Here is a 20,453-nt window from a genome sequence, read left to right on the forward strand (position 1 = left end):
ACCAGGAACCGTCGAGACCCCCATGCCCGTGGCTGCACGCCGGAGAGGACTCCAGCGCCCACTTCGGCGGCCATCGCGCTGATGGCCGCGCCGATGCTCGATACCTACCGCGAGGTGGTAACGCCGGAAGGCGTGCCGCTGCAGTTGCCTGCGGCCGGACCGATGCCGCGTGCCCTGGCCTGGCTGATCGACCTGGCCGTCCGCTTCGGCGCGCTGACCGCGCTGTCCATTCCGCTGGCCCTGCTCGATGAGTTCGGCCGCGGCCTGTACATGGCGCTGATGTTCCTGCTGATGTGGGCCTACCCCATCGTCTGCGAAGCGCTGTGGGGCCGTACCCTCGGCAAGCGCGTGCTGGGCCTGCGGGTGCTGGCACAGGATGGCGCGCCGGTGGGCTGGATGGCATCGATCACCCGCAACCTGCTGCGCACCGTGGACATGCTGCCCTTCGGCTACGCGCTTGGCCTGATCAGCAGCCTGTTCGATCCGCATGGCCGCCGCCTGGGCGATCTGGTTGCCGGCACGATGGTGGTGCATGCACCGCCGCATTACCTGCCGCCGCCGGCCACCATCGACAGCGCGCTGGCCCCGCCGCAACCGCTGCGACCAGAGGAACAGGCGGCAGTGATGGCCTTCGCCGAGCGCGCGCCACGCCTGTCCCCCGCGCGCCAGCAGGAGCTGGCCGGCATCGCCGAGCCGTTGACCAGCGCGTCCGGCCAGGTCGGCGTGCTGCGCCTGTATGCAATGGCCAACTGGTTGCTGGGACGACGATGAAGCAGGAGCAGTTCGTCGCCCGCCATCAACAGGAATGGCATGACCTGGAGCAGTGGCTGCAGCATCGCGCCGGTGCCTCGCGTCGGCGTCGGCGCAGGCCGGGCGCAGAGGAGGCCGGCGATGTCAGCTTCCCGCAGCGTTACCGACGGCTGTGCCAGCAGCTGGCGCTGGCCCGCGAACGCGGCTACAGCCCGCAGCTGGTGCAGCGCTTGCAGCAGTTGATGCAGCACGGCCATGGCGTGCTGTACCGCACACCACCGACGCGCTGGCGGCGCGCGCTGGAATTCCTGGTCGCCGATTTCCCGCTGCTGGTACGCAGCCAGGCGCGCAGCATGTGGGCCGCGCTGGCGATGTTCGCGGTGCCGGCGCTGGCCTGCTTCGTGCTGGTGCAGGTGTACCCGGACAGCATCCACCTGCTGATGGACAACGGCCAGATCGCCGAGATGGAGCGCATGTACGATCCATCCGCCGAGCGTCTGGGCCGCGACAGCGGCACCGACTGGATGATGTTCGGCTACTACATCATGAACAACATCAGCATCGCCCTGCGCACCTTCGCCAGCGGCCTGCTGGCGGGGTTGGGCACGCTGCTGGTGCTGGTATTCAACGGCATCACCATCGGCGCGGTGGCCGGCCATCTGCAGCACATCGGCCATGGGGGCCCGTTCTGGCGCTTCGTGGCCGGCCACGGTGCGTTCGAACTGACCGCCATCGTGATCGCCGGTGGTGCCGGCCTGCAGCTGGGCATGAAACTGCTGGCGCCCGGGCGGCGCCGCCGTCTGGATGCGCTGGTTGAAGGGGGGCGCATCGGCGCGCGACTGTGCCTGGGCGTGGCCTTCATGTTGCTGCTGGCAGCGTTCGTGGAAGCGTTCTGGTCCTCCATCGCCGAAATCCCGGCCGCTGTGAAGTTCAGCGTGGCCGGTGTGCTGTGGGCCGGGGTGCTGCTGTGGCTGTGGCGCGGTGGACGCGGAGGCAGCCATGCGGATTGACCACCTGGACGTGGTGCTGCGCGCGCGCAGCAGCTGGGAAGCGATGGAGCTGGGCAGTGCGCTGGCCCGTCGCCATGCACGCGGCGTGTGGGGCAGCTGGCTGCTGGCCAGTGCGCCGTTGTTCGTGCTGTTCAATGCGCTGGCCTGGTGGCTGGATGCCTTCGGCTGGGCCTGGCTGGCGATGTGGTGGTGCAAGCCCTTGTTCGAGCGCGCGCCGCTGTACGTACTCTCGCGCGGCATCTTCGGCGAACGGGTCGGTCCACGCGCCGCGCTGCGCGCGCAGCGGCAGTGGGGTGGCAGCGGCTTCTGGGGCTACCTGGGCTGGCGCCGTTTCAGCGGCCTGCGCAGCCTGTGCCTGCCCGTCAACCTGCTGGAGGGCAATGCGCCCGCACAGCGCGGTGCTCGCCGCCGGGCGGTGGCTGCCGGCGCCGCGGGCCCTGCACTGGTGCTGGCGATGATCTGCCTGGCCTTCGAGCTGGTGCTGGTGGTGGGCGCGATCGCCACCATCTTCATCTTCATTCCCCTTGAACTGCTGCCCGAATCCTGGCGCGCGGCGTGGGCGATGGTCAGCGTGGAAGCGCCTGCGTGGGCCAAGCTTGGCCTCAACCTGCTGTGCTGGCTGGCAGCGGCGCTGATCGGCCCGTTCTACGTGGGCGCTGGCTTCGGCCTGTACTTGAACCGGCGCACGCAGATGGAAGCCTGGGACGTGGAAATCGCCCTGCGCCGCCTGCGCGAACGCTTGCTGCCCATCGCCTCTTCGTTGGTGCTGCTGCTGTGCCTGGCGCTGCCGTTGCCGCCCGTGCACGCGCAGCACGCCGACACACCGGACGCCGCGCAGACCGCCACGGCCAACGCCGATGAAGACGCAGAGGCGGAGGATGCTGAAGAAGCCGATGACGTGGCCACTGCAGAAAACGATCCGGCCAATACACCGGCGCTGATCTTCGGCGACACGCCGGTGGATACCGCTGGCTTCCGCCAGGCCGTGAACCGCGCCTATGAAGATCCGCTGCAGCGGCCGACGCGGCAGGTCAGCCGGTGGAAGCCGATCGAAGACGCGGCCGAAAAGAACAAAGACAAGAAAGAGCTGCAGAAGGACACCGGCAGCAACGCCGACCGCAAGACGCGCAGGAGCGGCCAGCTGTGGCTGGCACGGATCGCCGAATGGGGCCTGTGGGGACTGCTGGGCGTCCTGCTGCTGGTGCTGCTGTTGACCGCGCGGCTGTGGCTGCCGTGGTTGCGCGGTTCCGGCCGCCGCAAAGAAAAGCAGGCACCGCAGATCACCGAAGAGCAGGTGGTAATGCCGGTGGTGCTGCCACCGGATGTAGCGACCCAGGCCGGCTTGCTGTGGGACCAGGGACGCCCGCGGCAGGCGCTGGCCCTGCTGTATCGCGCCAGCGTACGCACGCTGGTGGAGCGCACAGGTATCGCGTTGCCGCCCGGTGCGACCGAAGCTCAGTGCCTGCGTGCCTCGCGGCGCATGACCGACAGCAGCGACCGTGAACTGTTCGCACGCATCGTGCGCATGTGGCAGTACGCCGCCTACGGTGGCCGCCTGCCCAGCCGCAGCGATTTCGATGCGTTGGCCAGTACCCTGCGCCAACAGTACGGGTGGCAGGCATGACGCCGCGCCTGTTCTGGTCATTGCTGCTGGGCGCACTGGTCCTGTTCGGGGTACCGCTGACGATCCTGTTCCTGCGCACGCACGAAAAGGTGACCGAGACCGTGGTGCTGCCGCCGCAGGGCGAAGCCAGCTACAACCCGCTGTATGTGCTGGGCCAGGCCCTGCGCGCCGACGGCATCGAGGTGCAGTCCCGGCAGCGGTTGGACCTGGCACAGATGCCACTGGCCGCCACCGATACGCTGGTACTGCTGCAGGACACCGCCGACATGCCGCCGCGCACTGCGCAGGCTCTGCTGGACTGGGTAGATACGGGTGGCCATCTGCTGCTGCGCACGCAGCCGCCGGCCGAGGACGATGCCAGCAGCACGCAGGGTCCCTTGCTGGACAGGATCGGCGTAGACAGCCTGTTCCATGAAAGCGACTGCCAGCCCTTCCACGTGGTCGATGACCCCAGCCATGTCGAGTTCTGCGGCGGCCGGCGCTTCAGCCTGGGCTTCCAGGCCAACGCCACGGCCGAGCGCCGCTGGGGTGGCAACGACGGACTGGTGTTCGCGCGCCTGCCGCACGGCAAGGGCCGCATCGACGTGCTGGCGGACATGGATGTCATGCGTGGTGAAGGACCGAACGCGTCCACGCGCCGCCGCCCTGTCGATGCTGTTGCCCGCGATGGCCTGCATGACCTCTCGCACCGCGACCTGACACGCTACCTGCTCGATCCCAACTATGGCCGCGGCACAGTCTGGCTGGTGTACGGCAGCCGCCCGCCCTCCCTGGCCGCGCGTATCTTCTACCAGGGCTGGCCACTGTGGGTGCCGTTGCTGCTGGCGATCCTCGGCTGGCTGTGGTCGCGCGCGCAACGCTTCGGCAGTGCCCTGCCCGCACCGGTGATCGAGCGCCGTTCGCTACTGGAACACGTCCGCGCCAGTGGCGAACTGCTGCTGCGCTTCGGGCATGGCGCGCGCCTTTACCAGGCCGTGCAGGCGTTGTTCCTGCATCGCCTGCGCCTGCGTGCACCCGTGGCTGCGGCACTCGATGGTGCTGCGCGTGACCAGGCCATCGCCGCGGTGCTGCAATGGCCGGTCAGTCGTGTCACCAGTGCACTCACGCCGCCTTCGCCGCATGATTCCTCCGCCCTGCGCGAGCGCATCCGCTTGCTGCTCCAGATGAGATCCCTGCTATGACCGATGCCCCTGCACTTCCGGCGGCCGCCACCGCCCGCCTGATCGAACGCGTCGACGCCATCCGTCAGGCCGTCGGCCATGCCTTCATCGGCCAGGCCGATGTGCTCGACCAGATCCTGGTCGCCCTGCTGGCCGGTGGCCACGTGCTGATCGAAGGCGTGCCCGGCCTCGGCAAGACCCTGCTGGTGCGCGCGCTGGCGCAGGCACTGGAACTGGACTATGGCCGCGTGCAGTTCACCCCCGACCTGATGCCCAGCGACGTCAGCGGCCATGCGGTGTACGACCCGAAGAGCGAGAGCTTCAAGATCCGCCGCGGCCCGGTGTTCACCAACCTGCTGCTGGCCGACGAGATCAACCGCGCCCCGGCCAAGACCCAGTCCGCCTTGCTGGAAGTGATGCAGGAAGGCCAGGTCACCATCGAAGGCAAGGCCTTCACCCTGGCGCCGCCGTTCATGGCGCTGGCCACGCAGAACCCGCTGGAACAGGAAGGCACCTATCCGCTGCCGGAAGCGCAGCTGGACCGTTTCCTGTTGAAGGTACTGATCGACTATCCGCAGCTGGAGGACGAGAAGCGCATGGTCGCGGCGATCACCAGCGGCCGTGCCGCCAGCGATTTCGACCTGAGCCAGGTGCCGCGCGTACTCGGTGCCGGTGAACTGTTGGCGTTGCAGCAGGCCACCGCGGCGATCACCGTCGATGACGAAGTGATCGACTATGCGGTGCGCATCGTGGCCGCCACCCGCCAGTGGCCGGGCATCGCCGTCGGCGCCGGCCCGCGCGGCAGCATCGCCCTGGTACGTGCCTCGCGCGCGCAGGCGGTGCTGGCCGGGCGTGATTTCGTCACCCCCGATGATGTACGCGACATCGCCCGTCCTGCCCTGCGCCATCGCATTGCGCTGGCACCGGAACTGCAGATCGAAGGCCAGGATGCCGACGACGTGCTGGGTGCGCTGCTGGCCAAGGTCGAAGCGCCGCGCCGATGAGGCCTGCGCCGCTGCTGCTGGCGTTGCTGTTGGCCTGGGCCGTGCTGGGGGGCGTGGTGCTGGGCGGCCTGCTGCCGCGCTGGAGCTGGGCGCTGGCCGGCGCGTTGATTGCGGTGCTGGCACTGATTGACCTGTGGCGGCAACGGCGACGGCCGTCGCCCAGCGTCGAACGCGACGTGCCCGAGGCGCTGGCACTGGGCGTGCGTCGCGAGATCGGCCTGCGCCTGCACAGCGAACAGAACATGCACGTGCACGTGTTCGATCTGGTGCCGGGCGGTTGGCCACTGGAATCGCTGCCACAGCGCGTGCCGTTGCGGGCCGGCCATGTCAGCTCGCTGCATTACCACGTGCAGCCGCAGCAGCGCGGGCGCTTTGCCTTCGAGGGCGTGCAGCTGCGCATCCGCTCGCCGTGGCGGCTGTGGTGGCAGCAACGCACGCTGCCGCCGGCGCTGGAGGTACGGGTCTATCCCAACTTCGTGCCACTCACCCGCTTCGCACTGTTCAGTGCCGACCAGGCCTCGCGCCTCGTGGGCGCCCATGTGAAGCGGCGGCGTGGCGAGGGTACCGACTTCCACCAGATGCGCGAGTACCGCATCGGCGACAGCCTGCGCCAGCTCGACTGGAAGGCCACCGCCCGCGCACGCAAGCTGATCTCGCGCGAGTACCAGGACGAGAAGAACCAGCAGCTGCTGCTGATGCTCGACAGCGGCCGCCGCATGCTGGCCAGCGAAGGTGGGCTCTCGCATTTCGACCATGCCTTGAACGCCTCGCTGGTGGTGGCTTACCTGGCACTGCGCCAGGGTGATGCCGCCGGCCTGTTCGCCGTGGGCGGCGAGCGCCGCTGGGTGGCCCCGCAGCGCGGCATGGGCACGGTGCAGCACCTGTTGCGCGCCAGCTACGACCTGCAGCCGCAGGCGGTGGCCACCGATTACCTGGCCGCCGCCACCGAAGTATCGCTGCGCCAGCGTCGACGCGCGCTGGTGATGCTGGTCAGCAACGTGCGCGATGAAGACATCGAAGACCTGCTGGCCGCCGTGCGCCTGCTGCAGCGCCGCCACCTGGTGTGCGTGGCCAGCCTGCGCGAGCGCGAGCTGGATGCTGCGCTGGAGGGCGAGGTGCATACGGTGGAAGACGCCGCGCAGGCTGGCGCCGCCGCGCTGTACCTGCAGCAGCGCGCGCAGGCGCACGACGCGCTGCGTGCCGAACGGGTGATGGTGCTGGATGTGACCGCCGATGCGCTGCCCGCCGCACTGGTGGAACGCTACCTGGCAGTGAAGCGCGAAGGGTTGCTGTAACCGGTAATGCCGGCCGCTGGCCGGCGGATCACCACAATCGCCGGGCATGGCCCGGCGCTACCGGCCCGTTGCTCTGGTAGTTGCCAACCTCGGTTGGCACACGATCAAGGCGCCGACCAAGGTCGGCCTCTACCAACAACGACTACGGACGCGCAATCAGCGTTCGCCCAGCAACCGGCGCTGCAACCGCTCCACCGCGCGCTGCAGCAGCACGCGATGCCGCGCCAATTTCATCCACTGCGGCAGGCGCGAGAACATCGACGCATTGGTCACTCCGGCACGTTCACGCAGCGGCGCGACCGCGTAATCGTGCAAGGCCTGCAGATGGTCTTCGTTGTAGGCCCAGAGCAGGCCGGCGGCGGTCTTCTCAACCAGGCGCAACGGCAGGCCGAAGTGCGGGTCGATCGCCTCATTGCCTCGCAGCCGCGACAGCGTCACATCCACCTCGCTGCTGCGTCCACACTGGCTGCAGTCCGCGGCCAGCGTCCGCACTGCAGACGCAGCGCGCGCATGGCGCACCTCGGCACTGACCCATTTATGCCCGCAGTACCCGCAGGGACGGTAGCCGCTGTAGCGCACCGGCCCCACCCAGTCTCCCGCACCACAACGACTGCAGCCACACCCGCCGTCCAAGGCTTCGCTGCAGCGCAGGCAGCGGAAGCGTCGCGATTGCGATGTGCCGACCACCCAACCCGGGGTGTCACAGCGGTGGCAGCGCACTGCGATACGGTCGGCATAGCGCCACAGGCCATGGCCATCATCCAGATGACGTCCAGGCAGCGGCGCAGGCCGCAGATCACGGTTACGCCGCACCACCATCAGACGTAGATCCGCGTCGGCGCTTCGTCGATGATCGCGTGCGGCACGAAGCGCGCACTGTCGCGGGTGATCGCGCTGTCGTCTTCGCGGATGCCGATGCCGCAGGCATGGTCGCCAATCACCCAGCTGCCGATCAGCGGGTAACCGCCTTCGAAGCGGGTCAGCGGGTGCGCACGCTGGAGGATCGCCGGACCGTCGTACGGGCCGTCGCTGCGCTGCGTGCTGCCATCGGCCAGGTGCATCTCGATGTTGGCACCTTCGCGCGAGAACAGCGGCTTGCGCACCCAACCCGAGGCCAGCGCGCTGCCGTCATCGAAATGTGCTTCCAGCAGGTTCGGATGGCCCACGTTGCGCTGCCACAGCAGCGGCAGGATGCCCTTGTTGCTCAGCACCGCCTTCCATGCCGGTTCCAGCAGCTGCACGCCCGAGCCCGGCAGCGCGCGGCCGAATTCCTCGGCCATCAGGTCTTCCAGCGGGTACAGCTTGAACAACGTGCCGATCACCGTATCGTCCAGCGCGGTGAAGCGCCCGTCTTCGGACAGGCCGATGTCCTCGATGGCGATCGCTTGCCCGTGCAGTCCCGTCTGCGAAGCGCAGTCGCGCAGGTAATCGACCGTACCGCGGTCTTCGTCCGAGCTGCCCACCGCACTGAAGTACAGCGGCGGCGGCAACTGCGTGGCCAGCTCGCCAAAGCGCTCGACCAGGGCTTCATGGATCGCGTTGAACTGGTCGGCATGCTGCGGCAGGCGGCCAGCGTTGCGCTGGTCCTCCAGCCACTGCCACTGGAAGAAGCTGGCCTCGAACAGCGAGGTCGGCGTGTCGTAATTCAGTTCGTACAGCTTGGCCGGACCGGTGCCGTCGTAGGCCAGGTCCAGGCGCCCGTACAGGTGCGACTGGCGCTGGCGCCAGCTGTCGGCGATCCAGTCGCGGTAATGCGCGGGGATCGCCAGCTGGTCCATCAGGCGCTCGCTGGCGATCACATCGCCGACCAGATCCATCGCCATCTGGTGCAGTTCGGCGCTGGGGTCTTCGATGTCCTGTTCGATCTGGCGCAGGGTGAAGGCGTAGTACGCGCTTTCATCCCAGTACGGCTGGCCGTCGATGGTGTGGAAGCGGAAACCGGCTTCCTCCGCGCGCGCCCGCCACTGGGCGCGCTCGGCAATACGGATACGTTGCATGGGTCGATCAGCCGCCGACGCTGCTGCCGCTGCGGCGCGCACTGGTGCTGCCGAAGCCGCTGCGGCTGGCGGTCACCGCACGGTTCGGCTCGCTGCTGACCGGGGCCAGCCCAGCCTTGCCCGCACCGATGCCGCTGGCGGTGTTCAGGCCGCCGCTGCCACCCGGGGCAGGACGCGCCCAGCCGGCGCTCTTGTCTTGGTAGGCCGGCGCCGACGCCGGCGCCTGCGGGGCCAGGCCACCGCGGTTGCTCAGCATCTGCGACATGAAGAAGCCCATCATCATCGGGCCGATGAACGACGTACCGGCCGAGGTGTGCTGCTGCACGCACTGCTCGGGCTTGTAGTCCTGTTCGCAGGCTTCCTTGCTCGCGTACTTCGGCGCTGCATCGGCGGACTTCTTCTGCGCCTCGGCAAATGCATTGCGGCAGGCAGAAGGATCAGCGGTAGCCGTGGTGCAGGCCTCCACCGAGGTATACAGGCCTTCCTGCACCTGCACCTGCTCTTCCTTCTGGCAGGCAGTGAACAGCAGCGGCGCAGCGCTCATCAGCAGCAGCGCGGTGGTGCGGGAACGTTTCATGGCCTCATGCCTTCAAGTCGGAACAATGCCCCATCATGCCAAATCCCGGCCAACAACCGGAATCGGCAAAGTGGGAAAGATGAACGGAATTTCATTTTCGTCGTTCTCTCCCTCGATCCATCCACGCATGGCGTGGATCCACGTGTCGACCAAGGTCGACACCCACCAACAGCAAGAATCGGGTCAGAGCCCGTTGCGCAGCAAGGGGATCCGACCCCGTCAGATCGCGGACAACTGTCGAAGGCGGGGTGGGTCCGGTTGCGGGGGCGTGAGCGCCATGGATGGCGCCAACGAGCGGACAAGGCCGGGCGAGCAGCGGGCCCCCCCCCCCGCCCCACCCCGCCATCCCACGGATAGCCAGCTTTTGACGTTGACGTTGCCGTTGATTCGGCAGGTGCAGGGCGCAGCCCTGCCGGACCACCTCCGGTGGTTGCAGCAGCAACCGAAAAACTCCGCCATCATCAACCGACCCCCACGTCGTACGGCCCGCCCGTTCCGCCAGCCATGCCTGAATACCGCTCCCGCACCTCCACCGCCGGCCGCAACATGGCCGGCGCCCGCGCCCTGTGGCGTGCCACCGGCATGAAGGATGGCGACTTCCACAAGCCGATCATCGCCATCGCCAACTCCTTCACCCAGTTCGTGCCCGGTCACGTGCACCTGAAGGACCTTGGCCAGCTGGTCGCGCGCGAGATCGAACAGGTCGGCGGCGTCGCCAAGGAATTCAACACGATCGCCGTGGACGATGGCATCGCCATGGGCCACGACGGCATGCTGTACTCGCTGCCCAGCCGCGAGATCATCGCCGACTCGGTGGAGTACATGGTCAACGCCCACTGCGCCGACGCGCTGGTGTGCATCAGCAACTGCGACAAGATCACCCCCGGCATGCTGATGGCCGCACTGCGCCTGGATATTCCGGTGGTGTTCGTGTCCGGCGGCCCCATGGAAGCGGGCAAGACCAAGCTGTCCGAGCACAAGCTGGACCTGGTTGATGCCATGGTCGTCGCCGCCGATGACAGCGCCTCGGATGAGAAGGTTGCCGAGTACGAGCGCAGCGCCTGCCCCACCTGTGGTTCCTGCTCGGGCATGTTCACCGCCAACTCGATGAACTGCCTGACCGAAGCGCTGGGCCTGTCGCTGCCCGGCAACGGCACCACCCTGGCCACGCATGCCGACCGCGAAGCGCTGTTCCGCCGTGCCGGCCGCCTGATCGTCGAACTCTGCCATCGCTGGTATGGCGGCGAGGATCCGCGTGCGCTGCCGCGCGGCATCGCCACCCAGGCTGCGTTCGCCAACGCGATGACCCTGGATATCGCCATGGGCGGCTCCACCAACACCATCCTGCACCTGCTGGCCGCCGCGCAGGAAGCGGAGGTCCACTTCGACCTGTCCCACATCGACGCACTGTCGCGGCGCGTGCCACAGCTGTGCAAGGTGGCGCCGAACTCGCCCAAGTACCACGTCGAAGATGTGCATCGCGCCGGTGGTGTGTTCGGCATCCTCGGTGAGCTGGACCGCGCCGGGCTGCTGGATACCTCCGTGCCCACCGTACACAGCAACACGCTCGGCGAAGCACTCGATCGCTGGGACGTGATGCGCAGCGACAACGACACCCTGCACACCTTCTTCAAGGCCGGCCCCGCCGGCATTCCCACCCAGGAAGCCTTCAGCCAGGCCACGCGCTGGCCGTCGCTGGATGTTGACCGCGCCGAGGGCTGCATCCGCTCGCTGCAACACGCTTACTCACGGGAAGGTGGCCTCGCCGTGCTGCGCGGCAACCTCGCCGTCGACGGCTGCGTGGTGAAGACCGCCGGCGTGGACGAATCGATCCACGTGTTCGAAGGCAATGCACGCGTGTTCGAAAGCCAGGACGCGGCGGTCGCCGGCATCCTCGCTGATGAAGTGAAGCCCGGCGACGTGGTGGTCATCCGCTACGAAGGCCCGAAGGGTGGCCCGGGCATGCAGGAAATGCTGTATCCGACCAGTTACCTGAAGTCGAAGGGGCTGGGCAAGCAGTGCGCACTGCTGACAGACGGGCGTTTCTCCGGTGGTACCTCGGGCCTGTCGATCGGCCACGTCTCGCCGGAAGCGGCCAGCGGCGGTGTGATCGGGCTGGTGGAGGATGGTGACCGCATCCGCATCGACATCCCGGCGCGGCGCATCGACCTGCTGCTGGACGACGCCACGCTGGCCCAGCGCCGCGCCGAGGCCGATGCGCGTGGCTGGAAGCCGCGTGCACCGCGCCCGCGCAAGGTCACCAGCGCGCTGAAGGCGTACGCCCTGCTGGCCACCAGCGCCGACAAGGGCGCCGTGCGCAACACCGCCCTGCTCGGCGATTGAAGACGGGTAGTGCCGGCCGCTGGCCGGCAGTGCCCCTTCAGCACGCGGCACTACCCGCCCCCGGGGTGCATCATGTGCGGCCCCACACATGGACGTCCTGATGCGCCGTTTCCTCAGCCTGATATCACTGGCACTGGCCACTGCGACCGCGTCGGCGTCCGCCGACGAATGCCGCTTCGACAACCGTGCCGAACTGCTGGCGATGTCACCTGGAGCATTCGACCACGGCCCCGGCGAGGGTTGGGACGCGCTGGTCCGGCGCGCCGGCTGCCAGTTGGAACTGGCTGACCTGTTCGCCGCATACCGGCGCCAGGCCAAGGCGAGCGGCCACCCAGAGCTGGCCTGGCACGAGGCACAACTCCGGGCCTACGAGGGGCAACGCGATCCCGCCAGCGCGCTGATGCGGTTGACGTACAAGCCTGCCGGCGCCGACCCGGAGGGGTGGAACCTCTACGTGGATGCAACCATCGCCTTTCTGGATGACGACCTGCCGGCACTACGACGTGCTCGCGCGCGCTTGGCCGCCCTGCCGCTGCCACCCGGTACCACGCTCAGGGATGGGATGGTCGAGATGCGAAGCGCAGAGGGCCTGCAGCACGTCGCATGGCCACCGCGGCTGAAGACGGTGGACGACCTGATCCGCTGCATGTACCAGCCCTACGCACTGGCGTCCGAGTCATGCCCGCAGTCGCAGTACTGAAAGGCGAAACGACCCTGCTCGCGCGGCGGGGTCAGAGCCCTTCCGGCGGAAGGGATCCGACCCTGCTGCTCAGCCGATGGTGCGCTTGAACGGCGGCAGCGCGTCGATGATGCGCTTGCCGTAGCGGCGGGTCAGCAGCCGCGAGTCGAGGATGATCACCCGGCCGGTGTCGGTGGAGGTGCGGATCAGGCGGCCGGCGAACTGGGTCAGCGTGCGCAGCGCATGGGGAATGGCAATCAGGTTGAACGCATTGAGCCCGCGCGCTTCCACCCACTCGCTGAGGGTGGCGGTCTGCGGATCGGTCGGCACCGCGAACGGCACCTGGGTGATCACCACCGTGGTGCAGGCCTCACCCGGAAGATCCAGGCCTTCGCCGAACGAGTTGAGTCCGAACAGCACCGAACCCTCGCCGGCAGCCACGCGGCGCAGGTGTTCGTCGATCATGCGCGTCTTCGACATCTCGCCCTGCACCAGCACCTGCTTGCGCTTGGCGGCCGGCATCAGGCCTGCCACCTTCTCCATCTTCCAGCGCGAGGTGAACAGCACCATCGAGCCCTTCGTCCAGTCCAGTTCCTTGCCGATGTAGCGCGCCACTTCACGCGGATGGCCTTCGCGGTCATCGGGCGTGACCGGGAACGGCGGCACGATCAGCTCGGCCTGGTTGGGCAGGTCGAACGGGGAAGACAACGAGACCATCTCGGCGGTTTCAGGGATGCCGTTGTCGATCGCCAGCGCCTGGAAATCGCCGCCGCCGGTCAGCGTCGCCGAGGTCAGCACCACCGAATCCACTTCATCCCACAACAGCTTGCGCAGCACGTGCGCGGCCGACACCGGCGAGCCATGCAGCACGAGGTCGCCGTCGCGGGTGGCGGTCACCCAGCGCGCCATCGGCGGCGCGCCTTCCTTGTCCTCGCGGCGCCAGACCTGCCACAGGTTGTACTGCTGCTCGATCATCTCCAGCGCCATGCCCAGGTTGCGCTGCAGGCGCTCGCGCGCCGGATCGTCCGGCTTGCCCTTGGCGACCTGCGCGGTGGCCGCGTGCGCCCAGTTGTAGAGGCTACGGGTATCGTCGGCAAGCGCCTCGATCGGCTCGCGCCAGGCCTCGGGCAGGCGCCCGTTGGCCGCGCGCCACATCGGTTCCTCATCGGCCGGCGCCGGCATCCACACCGCCTCGACATGATCGCGGAACGCACGCAGGCCCTTGGCCACGTTGCTGGCCGCGTCGATGGCTTCGTTCGGCAGCAGGTTGCCGAGGCGATCCTTGTCGACCGCGCGGTAGGCGCCGGCGATCAGGATCTGCAGGCGGCCGGTGCGCTTGGCCATCTCGTCCAACGCCAGGCTGGCCGCACCCTGATCGATGGCCACATTGCCAACGTGGTGGCCTTCGTCGAGCACCAGCAGCATGTCCGACGGCGCGGCGATCATCGGCTGGCCGTTGTCGCTGTCACCAATGGACAGCGCCGACAGCAGCAGCGCGTGGTTGGTGACCACGATCTGCGCGTCACGCACGGTGTTGCGCGAGCGCAGCACCGCGCACTGCGCCGAGTACGCACAGCGTCGCCCCGCACAGCCCGAGGCCGGGGTGGTGATGCGGCTACGCAGGCCGGGACTGATGGTTTCCGGTGCGTTGTCGATGTCGCCATCCCAGCTACCGCTGGTGAAGGCCACGGTGAGGCGCTTGGCGATGTCCATCTCGATCGGCGCCAGCGGGCGGTCGAACAACGGCTGCTCGTCCTCGAACATGCCGTTCTGCGCGCCCTCGCCGTGCGCCTCGGCGGCGTTGCGCGTGCACAGGTAGCGGGTACGGCCCTTGGCCAGGGCGATGGTCGCCTCCAGGCCGGTTGCCTTGAGGAAGTTCGGGATATCGCGCTCGACCAGCTGCGACTGCAGCGCCACGGTACCGGTGCTGATCACCAGCTTCTTCTTGCTGGCCAGCGCAATCGGCACGCCGGCGGTCAGGTAGCCCAGGCTCTTGCCAACGCCGGTCGGCGCCTCGACCACGCCCACGCCACCGCTGGTGGACAGCGCACGCGACACCACGCCGATCATCTGGCTCTGCGAGCGGCGGGTGGAGAAGCCGGGGGTATTGGCCTGCAGCGTCGTGTACGCCTTGCGGATCGCGTCCTTCAAGGTGTCATCGAGCTTGCGTGGGGCGGCGACGGTTTCGGTCACGCCAGAACTACCGTAGCGGGGTCAGGCCGGCCATTGTCGCATGGCCGGCCACGGGCTCCGAGGCGCGGGCGCTGAACAGGGTCAGCCGCGTCGCGCGATGGCTGGATGCGCGCCCCGCGACGCCACCGGCGCGGCCACTGCCGCCATCGCGGTCAGGGCGTCGCAGCGCGCAGCCGCAGCAGCCGTACCAATGCCCAGACCAGCAGTACCGTGCCGACGGCATCGAGCATCGCCAGGCCGAAGTGGACCACGCCCAGCACGGTGCTCAGGTGCGAGATCGCACTGAAGTCACCCCGGCTGACCATCCACATCGGCACCAGGTTGGCCAGCAGGCTGCCCATGCTGGACGCCAGCAACAGCAGCAGGCCGGACAGCGCGCCGGTACGTGCCGGATCGCGCGGCGCGCCCATCACCCAGACCAGGCCGACGCACAGGGCGATCAGCACCGGCAGGCGCACGCCGACCATGGTCAGCAGGGAGACCATCAGAGCCTGGCTGTCCATCGATCAGTCCTGCCCAGCGAAGGCACCGGCACCGGCGCGCAGCTGCTGGTAGACCGCGTCGGTCTGCGGGCGTACGGCATGCCACTGCAGGAAGCTCTCGGCCGCCTGCTCGACCAGCATGCCCAGGCCATCGACCGTGTTGCGGCACTGCGCAGCGCGCGCCCAGGCCAGGAAGGCGATGGCAGCCTCGCCGTAGTTCAGGTCGACCGCCGTGGTCATCGAATTGACCAGCGACAGCGGCAGCTTGAACTCGGCGTCGCGATCGCGGCCGGCCGAAGTGGCGTTGAGGATCAGCTCGAAATCTCCGAGGTCGCGCAGATCGTCCCAGTAACGGCTGAGCGCGCGGCCCGGCTCGCCCATGGCATCGATCAGTTCGTCGGCGCGTTCCGGCGTGCGGTTGACCACCACCAGTTCGGTGATGCCGGCATCGAGCAGCGCCGGCGCGACGCTGCGCGCCGAACCACCGGCGCCCAGCAGCAGCACGCGGCGGCCGCGCAGGTCCAGGCCGTGGCGGTCGGTGAGGTCGCGCACCAGACCGATGCCATCGGTGGTGTCACCGTGCCAGCGGTCGCCCTTGCGCAGCAGAGTGTTGACCGAGCCGGCGCGGCGCGCGCGTGCGGTCAGCGTGGTGCACACGGAGAATGCCGCTTCCTTGTGCGGTGAGGTGACGTTGGCACCGACACCGCCCTCGGCGGCGAACGCCTCCAGCCCGGCCAGGAAGGCGTCCGGGGCGAGATCGATGCTGCGGTAGTCGAGGGAGATGCCTTCCTGGCGACCGAACGCCGCATGGATCTGCGGCGACTTCGAGTGGGCGACGGGGTGTCCGAAGACGGCGTAACGATCGGTCATGGAATCCTCAAGCTGGCTAGACTGGTGCTCTTTCGTGCATGGACCTGGATGATGCGTATCGCCCCGACCCTGCTGGTGCTCGCCGCCAGTCTACTCTCTGCCCCGGTGGCGATGGCGTTGAACGAGTACGGCATCGAGGGCATGGGCGTGGTCTCCACCCGCGCCGATGAGGGCCGGGCCACGATCAGCGCCGATGGCCAGCGCATCGTCTTCGCCCGTCGTGGCGAGGCCGGCTGGGGGCTGTGGCAGGCGCGCGTGGTCGACGGCCGCTGGCAGCAGGCGCAGGCCTTGCCGCTGGCGGTGACCGGCGAGGTGCGCGACCCGTATTTCAGCCGCGACGGCCGCTGGCTGCTGTTCGCCGCAGGCCGCGAGGGCCGGCTGGCGCTGTACCGGGCGGCGATTGCCGCCGATGGCGGCTTGGGCGTACCGCAGCCGCTGGCCGGCGATGGCGGTCGCCATGAGGAGCGCGGCCCGGCATTGAGCGCGGACGGGCGGCGGCTGCTGTTTGCCCGCCAGCAGGGCCGTGGTGCCGGCTGGGACCTGTTCGTGGCCACGCTGGACGCGCAGGGCGCGCGCGGGCCGGCGACGGCGCTGCAGGCATTGAACAGCGCTGCCGATGAAACCGACGGCGACTGGCTGGGCAGCGCAGGCGCCGTGGCCTTCAGCCGTGGTAGCGGTGATACCGCGCAGGTCTGGACCAGCGGTTGCGCGTGGACGGGCGCTGCGTTGCAGCCGCTGGGGTTGTCGTTCAATCAGGGAAGCGGCTGGACCGGCGCGCCGGTGGTCGACAACGCCAAGCCGGGCGAAATGATGGTGGCCAGCAGCGCGGCGAAGTCGCCACGCGCCGGTGGCGTGGACGTGTACCGGCTGGCCGTGCCGAAGGTGGTGGCGGTGGCGGGCTGCGACGGGTAATGGGCAACGGATCGCGCGGGCGTTCATCCACGCATGGCGTGGATCTACTGGAACCCGCGTTGTAGTAGATCCACGCCATGCGTGGATGATGATTCGGAGGGTGCCGACCGCCCCCCCTCCGGTAGGTGCCGACCTTGGTCGGCACAGAAACAAAACCGCCAACCAAGGTTGGCGACTACCCGTAGATCCACGCCATGCGTGGATGGCCCGGATGCCGGGCCAAGGCTCTCAGCGCGACAGCACCTTCGCGCGCTGCTGTTCGTATTCCACTTCGCTGAGCTGGCCATTGTCCTTGCGCCGGTTCAGCGCGGCCAGTTCGGCCTGCACGCTCTCCGGCAGGGCCTGCTCGCGGGCAACCTGGGCGGCAGCGGAAAGCTGCTCGGGCGGGCGCCTGGCGGCGCGCCAGGCAGCAACGAACACGCCGACGATGATGGCCCCGAACACCAGCGTACCGGTGCCCCAGATCAACCATTGCATCCAACCCATTTCAGGTCCCATCGCGTGTTCCTCCGTCCGTCGTGGGCGCTATTGTCAGCGCTCGCGCAGCCAACGCGCCACCTGCGGCGCGAAATAGGTCAGCACTCCATCGGCGCCGGCACGCTTGAAGCCCAGCAGCGATTCCAGCACGCAGGCGCGCTCGTCCAGCCAGCCGTTGGCGAACGCCGCCTTCATCATCGCGTACTCGCCGCTGACCTGGTAGGCGAAGGTCGGCACGCCGAAGGTCTCCTTCACCCGCCGCACCAGGTCCAGGTACGGCATGCCCGGCTTGACCATCACCATGTCCGCGCCCTCTTCCAGATCCAGCGCGATCTCGCGCATCGCCTCGTCACCGTTGGCCGGGTCCATCTGGTAGGTCTTCTTGTCGGCCTTGCCGAGGCTGGCCGCGCTGCCCACCGCGTCACGGAACGGGCCGTAGAACGCAGACGCGTACTTGGCCGAGTAGGCCATGATGCGCACGTTGAGGTGGTGGTCGGCGTCCAGCGCACGGCGGATCGCACCGATACGGCCATCCATCATGTCAGACGGCGAAATGATGTCCGCGCCCGCCTCGGCGTGCGACAGCGACTGCTTGACCAGTGCTTCGACGGTGATGTCGTTGAGCACGTAGCCCTTGTCATCGATGATGCCGTCCTGGCCGTGCGTGGTGTACGGATCCAGGGCAACGTCGGTCATCACCCCCAGTTCCGGGAAACGCGACTTCAGCGCGCGGATCGCACGCTGCGCCAGGCCGTCCTCGGCCCAGGCCGCGGATGCGTCCAGCGACTTCTGCGAGGCGTCCAGCACTGGGAACAGATCGATCACCGGGATGCCGATTTCCAGCGCTTCCTCGGCCACCTTCAGCAGTTCTTCGATCGACAGCCGTTCCACGCCCGGCATCGACGGCACCGCAACGCGGCCAGCCGGTTCGTGCACGAACACCGGATAGATCAGGTCGTCGGTGGTCAGCGTGTTCTCGCGCATCAGGCGGCGCGAGAATTCGTCATGGCGCATGCGCCGCGGGCGGTAATGGGGATGAGGCATGGCAGGCTCCGGGGAGTGGCTATTGCAACAGGTAGCCCTGCGGCAGCAGGGGTTCGGGCAACGGGCGTTCGCCGAGGGCGTCGAGCTGGTCGATCTCGATGGTGCGCACCAGCGCGTCCAGCGGCAGGTCGTTCGGCTCCAGGCCGAACGGGTCTTCCATTTCTTCACCCAGCTGGTCCAGGCCGAAGAAGGCATAGGCCAGCACCGCCGACAGCACCGGCGTGGCCCAGCCCAGCGAACTGGCCAGGCCGAACGGCAGCAGTACGCAGAACATCCACGCGCAGCGGTGCAGCAGCAGGGTGTAGGCGAACGGCAGCGGGGTGGTGAGGATGCGCTCGCAGCCGGCCTGGATCGAGGACATCGCGTGCAGGCGCTCTTCCAGCTGGACGTAGAGGATCGAATCGAGCGTGCCTTCGCGCCGGGCCTGGGCCAGTTCGGCGGCGATCATCGCCAGCAGCGCATCGGGCACGTTCTCGCGCTGAGCGAGCTGCCCGCGCTGTTCCTCGTCCAGCCATGGCACCGCGGCCAGCGCCACGTCGCGGGCACGCAGGCGCGCGGCCAGTGCGTAGGCGAAGGCGGTGGTCAGGTAGCTGATGCGCTGGCGGCGCGGCGCGTCGTCGGCCAGCAGTACCTGTACCTGGCGGGCCAGCGAACGCGATTCGAACACCAGCTGGCCCCACAGCTTGCGGCCCTCCCACCAGCGGTCGTAACAGGCGCTGTTGCGGAAGCTGAGGAAGATCGACAGGACCAGGCCGAGCAGGGTGAACGGGGTGACCGAGACGCGCTCGATGCCGACCGGCGGCGCCAGTTCCACCACCGCGGCGACCGCGATGGAGAGGATGAGGATGGCCAGTACCTTGGGCGCGATCGCCGGGACGATGGAGCCACGCAGGATGTACAGCAGTTGCCAGCCGTGGGGACGGGAACGAATGATCATGGGAGCAGCCGCGCAGGGCGCAGTTCGACAGGCACGCGGGGGGGCTCGCGCAGCCGCCCATTCTACTCCCTGCCCGGCCAGCGGCCGTGTACCTGCGACGCCCGGTCGCACCGGCCGTACTGCCTCAGATGACGCCGCCGCCAAGCCCCAGGCGCAGGATGCCGACCACCACCACGATGCCGTTCAGGATCAGCCCGGTCCAGGCCCGGCCGCGCTTGCTGGGGTGGGTGAACAGGATGCCGAGTGCGGCGATGATCGCGCCGACCGCAGCAAACGGGATCAGGAACCAGTTGCCCCAGCCCAGCAGCGGTATCAACGCCAGGATCATCCACAACAGGGCCAGTACGCCCCACAACAGACTGATCACACCCATAGCGCACTCCCCGTGGTTGTTCTTGCTCCCAACCATAGCCGTTCCCGGCAGCGCCGCCTACCGCCGTTGCCGTCAACCTCACCGGCACCGTGCTAGCGTGCGGTCATGGGTCGAGCCCCGATGTTGGCGCCGATTCAGAGTGCCCGGCTGATGATCCGAACCAGTCCTACAGGGGTATACGCCATGAACATCCGTTGGGTCGCCTTGGCGGCCATGCTGCTGACCGTTGCCGGTTGCGCCAGCACTTCCAAGGTCATGCTGGGCCGCGCCCGCGCGCCGATCGATCCGGCCCAGGTGCAGATCTATTCGACGCCACCCGCCGGTTCGCAGGAAATCGCCCAGCTGGAGTCGTCGTCGGCGGTGGGCTTCGGCACGCAGGGCCAGACCGACGCCGCCGTGGCCCGCCTGAAGCGCGAAGCGGCTGCGCTCGGTGCCAACGGCGTGATCCTGATGGGCGTGGGCAGCAGTGGCTCACCGGTCGGCATGTCGGTGGGTGCCGGCAGCTACGGTTCACACGTGGGCGGTGGCGTGGGCATCGGCATACCGACCACGCAGAAACGCGCGGCCGGCGTGGCGATCTGGGTGCCGAATCCGGCGCCGCCGGCACGCCTGCCGACGCAGACGATCACCCCGCAGCGGTGACCCACACGGGTCTCGCAGGTAGCGCCGGGGGCGGGCCCGCGGCTCGTCCGGGGCGCGCGCCGGGCCGGGGCCCGCGCGAACCGT

The 20,453-nt window shown here is 68.5% G+C and carries 20 protein-coding genes; 10 read left to right on the forward strand and 10 right to left on the reverse strand.

All coding sequences use genetic code 11. The features are described from left to right. Positions 1–81: 81 nt before the first annotated feature. From AC13GI_RS06900 to AC13GI_RS06925, 6 genes are read left to right on the forward strand one after another with little or no spacing between them, the layout of a single operon-like run. Complete coding sequence (locus AC13GI_RS06900) at positions 82–771, forward strand: RDD family protein (RefSeq protein WP_032976856.1); 690 nt, start codon at positions 82–84, stop codon at positions 769–771. Beyond that, positions 768–1,760 (forward strand): stage II sporulation protein M, encoded by a 993-nt coding sequence (locus tag AC13GI_RS06905; protein ID WP_482995893.1) that lies wholly within the window; start codon positions 768–770, stop codon positions 1,758–1,760. Before AC13GI_RS06900 ends, AC13GI_RS06905 begins: the two co-directional genes overlap by 4 nt. Beyond that, positions 1,750–3,384 (forward strand): DUF4129 domain-containing protein, encoded by a 1,635-nt coding sequence (locus AC13GI_RS06910; RefSeq protein WP_482995894.1) that lies wholly within the window; start codon positions 1,750–1,752, stop codon positions 3,382–3,384. Before AC13GI_RS06905 ends, AC13GI_RS06910 begins: the two co-directional genes overlap by 11 nt. Then, positions 3,381–4,565 carry a DUF4350 domain-containing protein gene (locus AC13GI_RS06915; protein ID WP_482995895.1) on the forward strand — a complete coding sequence of 395 codons (1,185 nt, stop codon included), beginning with the start codon at positions 3,381–3,383 and terminating at the stop codon, positions 4,563–4,565. The genes AC13GI_RS06910 and AC13GI_RS06915 overlap by 4 nt, the downstream gene beginning before the upstream one ends. Next, positions 4,562–5,548, forward strand: a complete 987-nt coding sequence (locus AC13GI_RS06920; protein ID WP_482995896.1) for an AAA family ATPase — start codon at positions 4,562–4,564, stop codon at positions 5,546–5,548. The genes AC13GI_RS06915 and AC13GI_RS06920 overlap by 4 nt, the downstream gene beginning before the upstream one ends. After that, positions 5,545–6,843 carry a DUF58 domain-containing protein gene (locus AC13GI_RS06925; RefSeq protein WP_482995897.1) on the forward strand — a complete coding sequence of 433 codons (1,299 nt, stop codon included), beginning with the start codon at positions 5,545–5,547 and terminating at the stop codon, positions 6,841–6,843. The genes AC13GI_RS06920 and AC13GI_RS06925 overlap by 4 nt, the downstream gene beginning before the upstream one ends. Before the next feature lie 156 nt (positions 6,844–6,999). On the opposite strand, the gene AC13GI_RS06930 is transcribed toward AC13GI_RS06925, so the two are convergent. Genes AC13GI_RS06930 through AC13GI_RS06940 form a run of 3 tightly spaced genes read right to left on the reverse strand, consistent with a single transcriptional unit; the run spans position 7,000 to position 9,417 of the window. Then, a complete protein-coding gene (locus AC13GI_RS06930; protein WP_482995898.1) occupies positions 7,000–7,662 on the reverse strand; it encodes a hypothetical protein in 663 nt (220 codons plus the stop codon). Next, the gene (locus AC13GI_RS06935) at positions 7,662–8,840 is read right to left on the reverse strand and encodes a glutathionylspermidine synthase family protein (protein WP_099819825.1); all 1,179 of its coding nucleotides are present in this window, start codon (positions 8,838–8,840) and stop codon (positions 7,662–7,664) included. The genes AC13GI_RS06930 and AC13GI_RS06935 overlap by 1 nt, the downstream gene beginning before the upstream one ends. Positions 8,841–8,847: 7 nt before the next feature. Next, positions 8,848–9,417, reverse strand: a complete 570-nt coding sequence (locus AC13GI_RS06940) for a DUF1190 domain-containing protein (protein WP_099819826.1) — start codon at positions 9,415–9,417, stop codon at positions 8,848–8,850. A 504-nt stretch (positions 9,418–9,921) separates the two neighbouring features. Between AC13GI_RS06940 and ilvD the strand changes: the two genes are divergently transcribed. Continuing rightward, the gene (gene ilvD / locus AC13GI_RS06945) at positions 9,922–11,760 is read left to right on the forward strand and encodes a dihydroxy-acid dehydratase (RefSeq protein ID WP_099819827.1); all 1,839 of its coding nucleotides are present in this window, start codon (positions 9,922–9,924) and stop codon (positions 11,758–11,760) included. A 100-nt stretch (positions 11,761–11,860) separates the two neighbouring features. Then, positions 11,861–12,460: a hypothetical protein gene (locus tag AC13GI_RS06950; RefSeq protein ID WP_099819962.1), complete on the forward strand. Its 600-nt coding sequence runs from the start codon at positions 11,861–11,863 to the stop codon at positions 12,458–12,460. A gap of 69 nt (positions 12,461–12,529) precedes the next feature. Here the strand turns inward: AC13GI_RS06950 and dinG are convergent, their stop codons facing one another. From dinG to aroE, 3 genes are all read right to left on the reverse strand, one after another. After that, the gene (gene dinG, locus AC13GI_RS06955; protein WP_482995899.1) at positions 12,530–14,632 is read right to left on the reverse strand and encodes an ATP-dependent DNA helicase DinG; all 2,103 of its coding nucleotides are present in this window, start codon (positions 14,630–14,632) and stop codon (positions 12,530–12,532) included. Between the two features lie 152 nt (positions 14,633–14,784). Next, positions 14,785–15,135, reverse strand: a complete 351-nt coding sequence (locus AC13GI_RS06960; protein ID WP_482995900.1) for a hypothetical protein — start codon at positions 15,133–15,135, stop codon at positions 14,785–14,787. Positions 15,136–15,138: 3 nt separating this feature from the next. After that, positions 15,139–15,984 carry a shikimate dehydrogenase gene (aroE, locus tag AC13GI_RS06965; protein WP_205404502.1) on the reverse strand — a complete coding sequence of 282 codons (846 nt, stop codon included), beginning with the start codon at positions 15,982–15,984 and terminating at the stop codon, positions 15,139–15,141. Between the two features lie 48 nt (positions 15,985–16,032). On the opposite strand from aroE, the gene AC13GI_RS06970 reads away from it, so the two are divergent. Further along, positions 16,033–16,896 (forward strand): TolB family protein, encoded by an 864-nt coding sequence (locus AC13GI_RS06970; RefSeq protein WP_482995901.1) that lies wholly within the window; start codon positions 16,033–16,035, stop codon positions 16,894–16,896. 228 nt (positions 16,897–17,124) lie between these two features. On the opposite strand, the gene AC13GI_RS06975 is transcribed toward AC13GI_RS06970, so the two are convergent. The 4 genes from AC13GI_RS06975 to AC13GI_RS06990 all read right to left on the reverse strand — a co-directional run bounded on the left by AC13GI_RS06975 (position 17,125) and on the right by AC13GI_RS06990 (position 19,727). Then, positions 17,125–17,394 carry a gas vesicle protein GvpG gene (locus AC13GI_RS06975; protein ID WP_100462057.1) on the reverse strand — a complete coding sequence of 90 codons (270 nt, stop codon included), beginning with the start codon at positions 17,392–17,394 and terminating at the stop codon, positions 17,125–17,127. Between the two features lie 33 nt (positions 17,395–17,427). Further along, the gene (hemB, locus tag AC13GI_RS06980; RefSeq protein ID WP_482995902.1) at positions 17,428–18,417 is read right to left on the reverse strand and encodes a porphobilinogen synthase; all 990 of its coding nucleotides are present in this window, start codon (positions 18,415–18,417) and stop codon (positions 17,428–17,430) included. 19 nt (positions 18,418–18,436) lie between these two features. After that, positions 18,437–19,354, reverse strand: a complete 918-nt coding sequence (locus AC13GI_RS06985) for a bestrophin family protein (protein WP_089237659.1) — start codon at positions 19,352–19,354, stop codon at positions 18,437–18,439. Positions 19,355–19,478: 124 nt separating this feature from the next. Continuing rightward, on the reverse strand, positions 19,479–19,727 hold the full coding sequence (locus AC13GI_RS06990) for a hypothetical protein (protein ID WP_032952021.1): 249 nt from the start codon (positions 19,725–19,727) through the stop codon (positions 19,479–19,481). A 183-nt stretch (positions 19,728–19,910) separates the two neighbouring features. On the opposite strand from AC13GI_RS06990, the gene AC13GI_RS06995 reads away from it, so the two are divergent. Beyond that, a complete protein-coding gene (locus AC13GI_RS06995) occupies positions 19,911–20,369 on the forward strand; it encodes a hypothetical protein (protein ID WP_099819834.1) in 459 nt (152 codons plus the stop codon). Positions 20,370–20,453 lie beyond the last annotated feature (84 nt).

The organism is Stenotrophomonas sp. 82F1 (genome assembly GCF_056861525.1).

Bases quoted from the DNA above. Each gene is read 5' to 3' on its own strand.
- AC13GI_RS06900 (WP_032976856.1), top strand. From the start codon at position 82: ATGGCCGCGCCGATGCTCGATACCTACCGCGAGGTGGTAACGCCGGAA.
- AC13GI_RS06905 (WP_482995893.1), top strand. From the start codon at position 768: ATGAAGCAGGAGCAGTTCGTCGCCCGCCATCAACAGGAATGGCATGAC.
- AC13GI_RS06910 (WP_482995894.1), top strand. From the start codon at position 1,750: ATGCGGATTGACCACCTGGACGTGGTGCTGCGCGCGCGCAGCAGCTGG.
- AC13GI_RS06915 (WP_482995895.1), top strand. From the start codon at position 3,381: ATGACGCCGCGCCTGTTCTGGTCATTGCTGCTGGGCGCACTGGTCCTG.
- AC13GI_RS06920 (WP_482995896.1), top strand. From the start codon at position 4,562: ATGACCGATGCCCCTGCACTTCCGGCGGCCGCCACCGCCCGCCTGATC.
- AC13GI_RS06925 (WP_482995897.1), top strand. From the start codon at position 5,545: ATGAGGCCTGCGCCGCTGCTGCTGGCGTTGCTGTTGGCCTGGGCCGTG.
- AC13GI_RS06930 (WP_482995898.1), bottom strand. From the start codon at position 7,662: ATGGTGGTGCGGCGTAACCGTGATCTGCGGCCTGCGCCGCTGCCTGGA.
- AC13GI_RS06935 (WP_099819825.1), bottom strand. From the start codon at position 8,840: ATGCAACGTATCCGTATTGCCGAGCGCGCCCAGTGGCGGGCGCGCGCG.
- AC13GI_RS06940 (WP_099819826.1), bottom strand. From the start codon at position 9,417: ATGAAACGTTCCCGCACCACCGCGCTGCTGCTGATGAGCGCTGCGCCG.
- ilvD (WP_099819827.1), top strand. From the start codon at position 9,922: ATGCCTGAATACCGCTCCCGCACCTCCACCGCCGGCCGCAACATGGCC.
- AC13GI_RS06950 (WP_099819962.1), top strand. From the start codon at position 11,861: ATGCGCCGTTTCCTCAGCCTGATATCACTGGCACTGGCCACTGCGACC.
- AC13GI_RS06960 (WP_482995900.1), bottom strand. From the start codon at position 15,135: ATGGACAGCCAGGCTCTGATGGTCTCCCTGCTGACCATGGTCGGCGTG.
- aroE (WP_205404502.1), bottom strand. From the start codon at position 15,984: ATGACCGATCGTTACGCCGTCTTCGGACACCCCGTCGCCCACTCGAAG.
- AC13GI_RS06970 (WP_482995901.1), top strand. From the start codon at position 16,033: ATGATGCGTATCGCCCCGACCCTGCTGGTGCTCGCCGCCAGTCTACTC.
- AC13GI_RS06975 (WP_100462057.1), bottom strand. From the start codon at position 17,394: ATGGGACCTGAAATGGGTTGGATGCAATGGTTGATCTGGGGCACCGGT.
- hemB (WP_482995902.1), bottom strand. From the start codon at position 18,417: ATGCCTCATCCCCATTACCGCCCGCGGCGCATGCGCCATGACGAATTC.
- AC13GI_RS06985 (WP_089237659.1), bottom strand. From the start codon at position 19,354: ATGATCATTCGTTCCCGTCCCCACGGCTGGCAACTGCTGTACATCCTG.
- AC13GI_RS06990 (WP_032952021.1), bottom strand. From the start codon at position 19,727: ATGGGTGTGATCAGTCTGTTGTGGGGCGTACTGGCCCTGTTGTGGATG.
- AC13GI_RS06995 (WP_099819834.1), top strand. From the start codon at position 19,911: ATGAACATCCGTTGGGTCGCCTTGGCGGCCATGCTGCTGACCGTTGCC.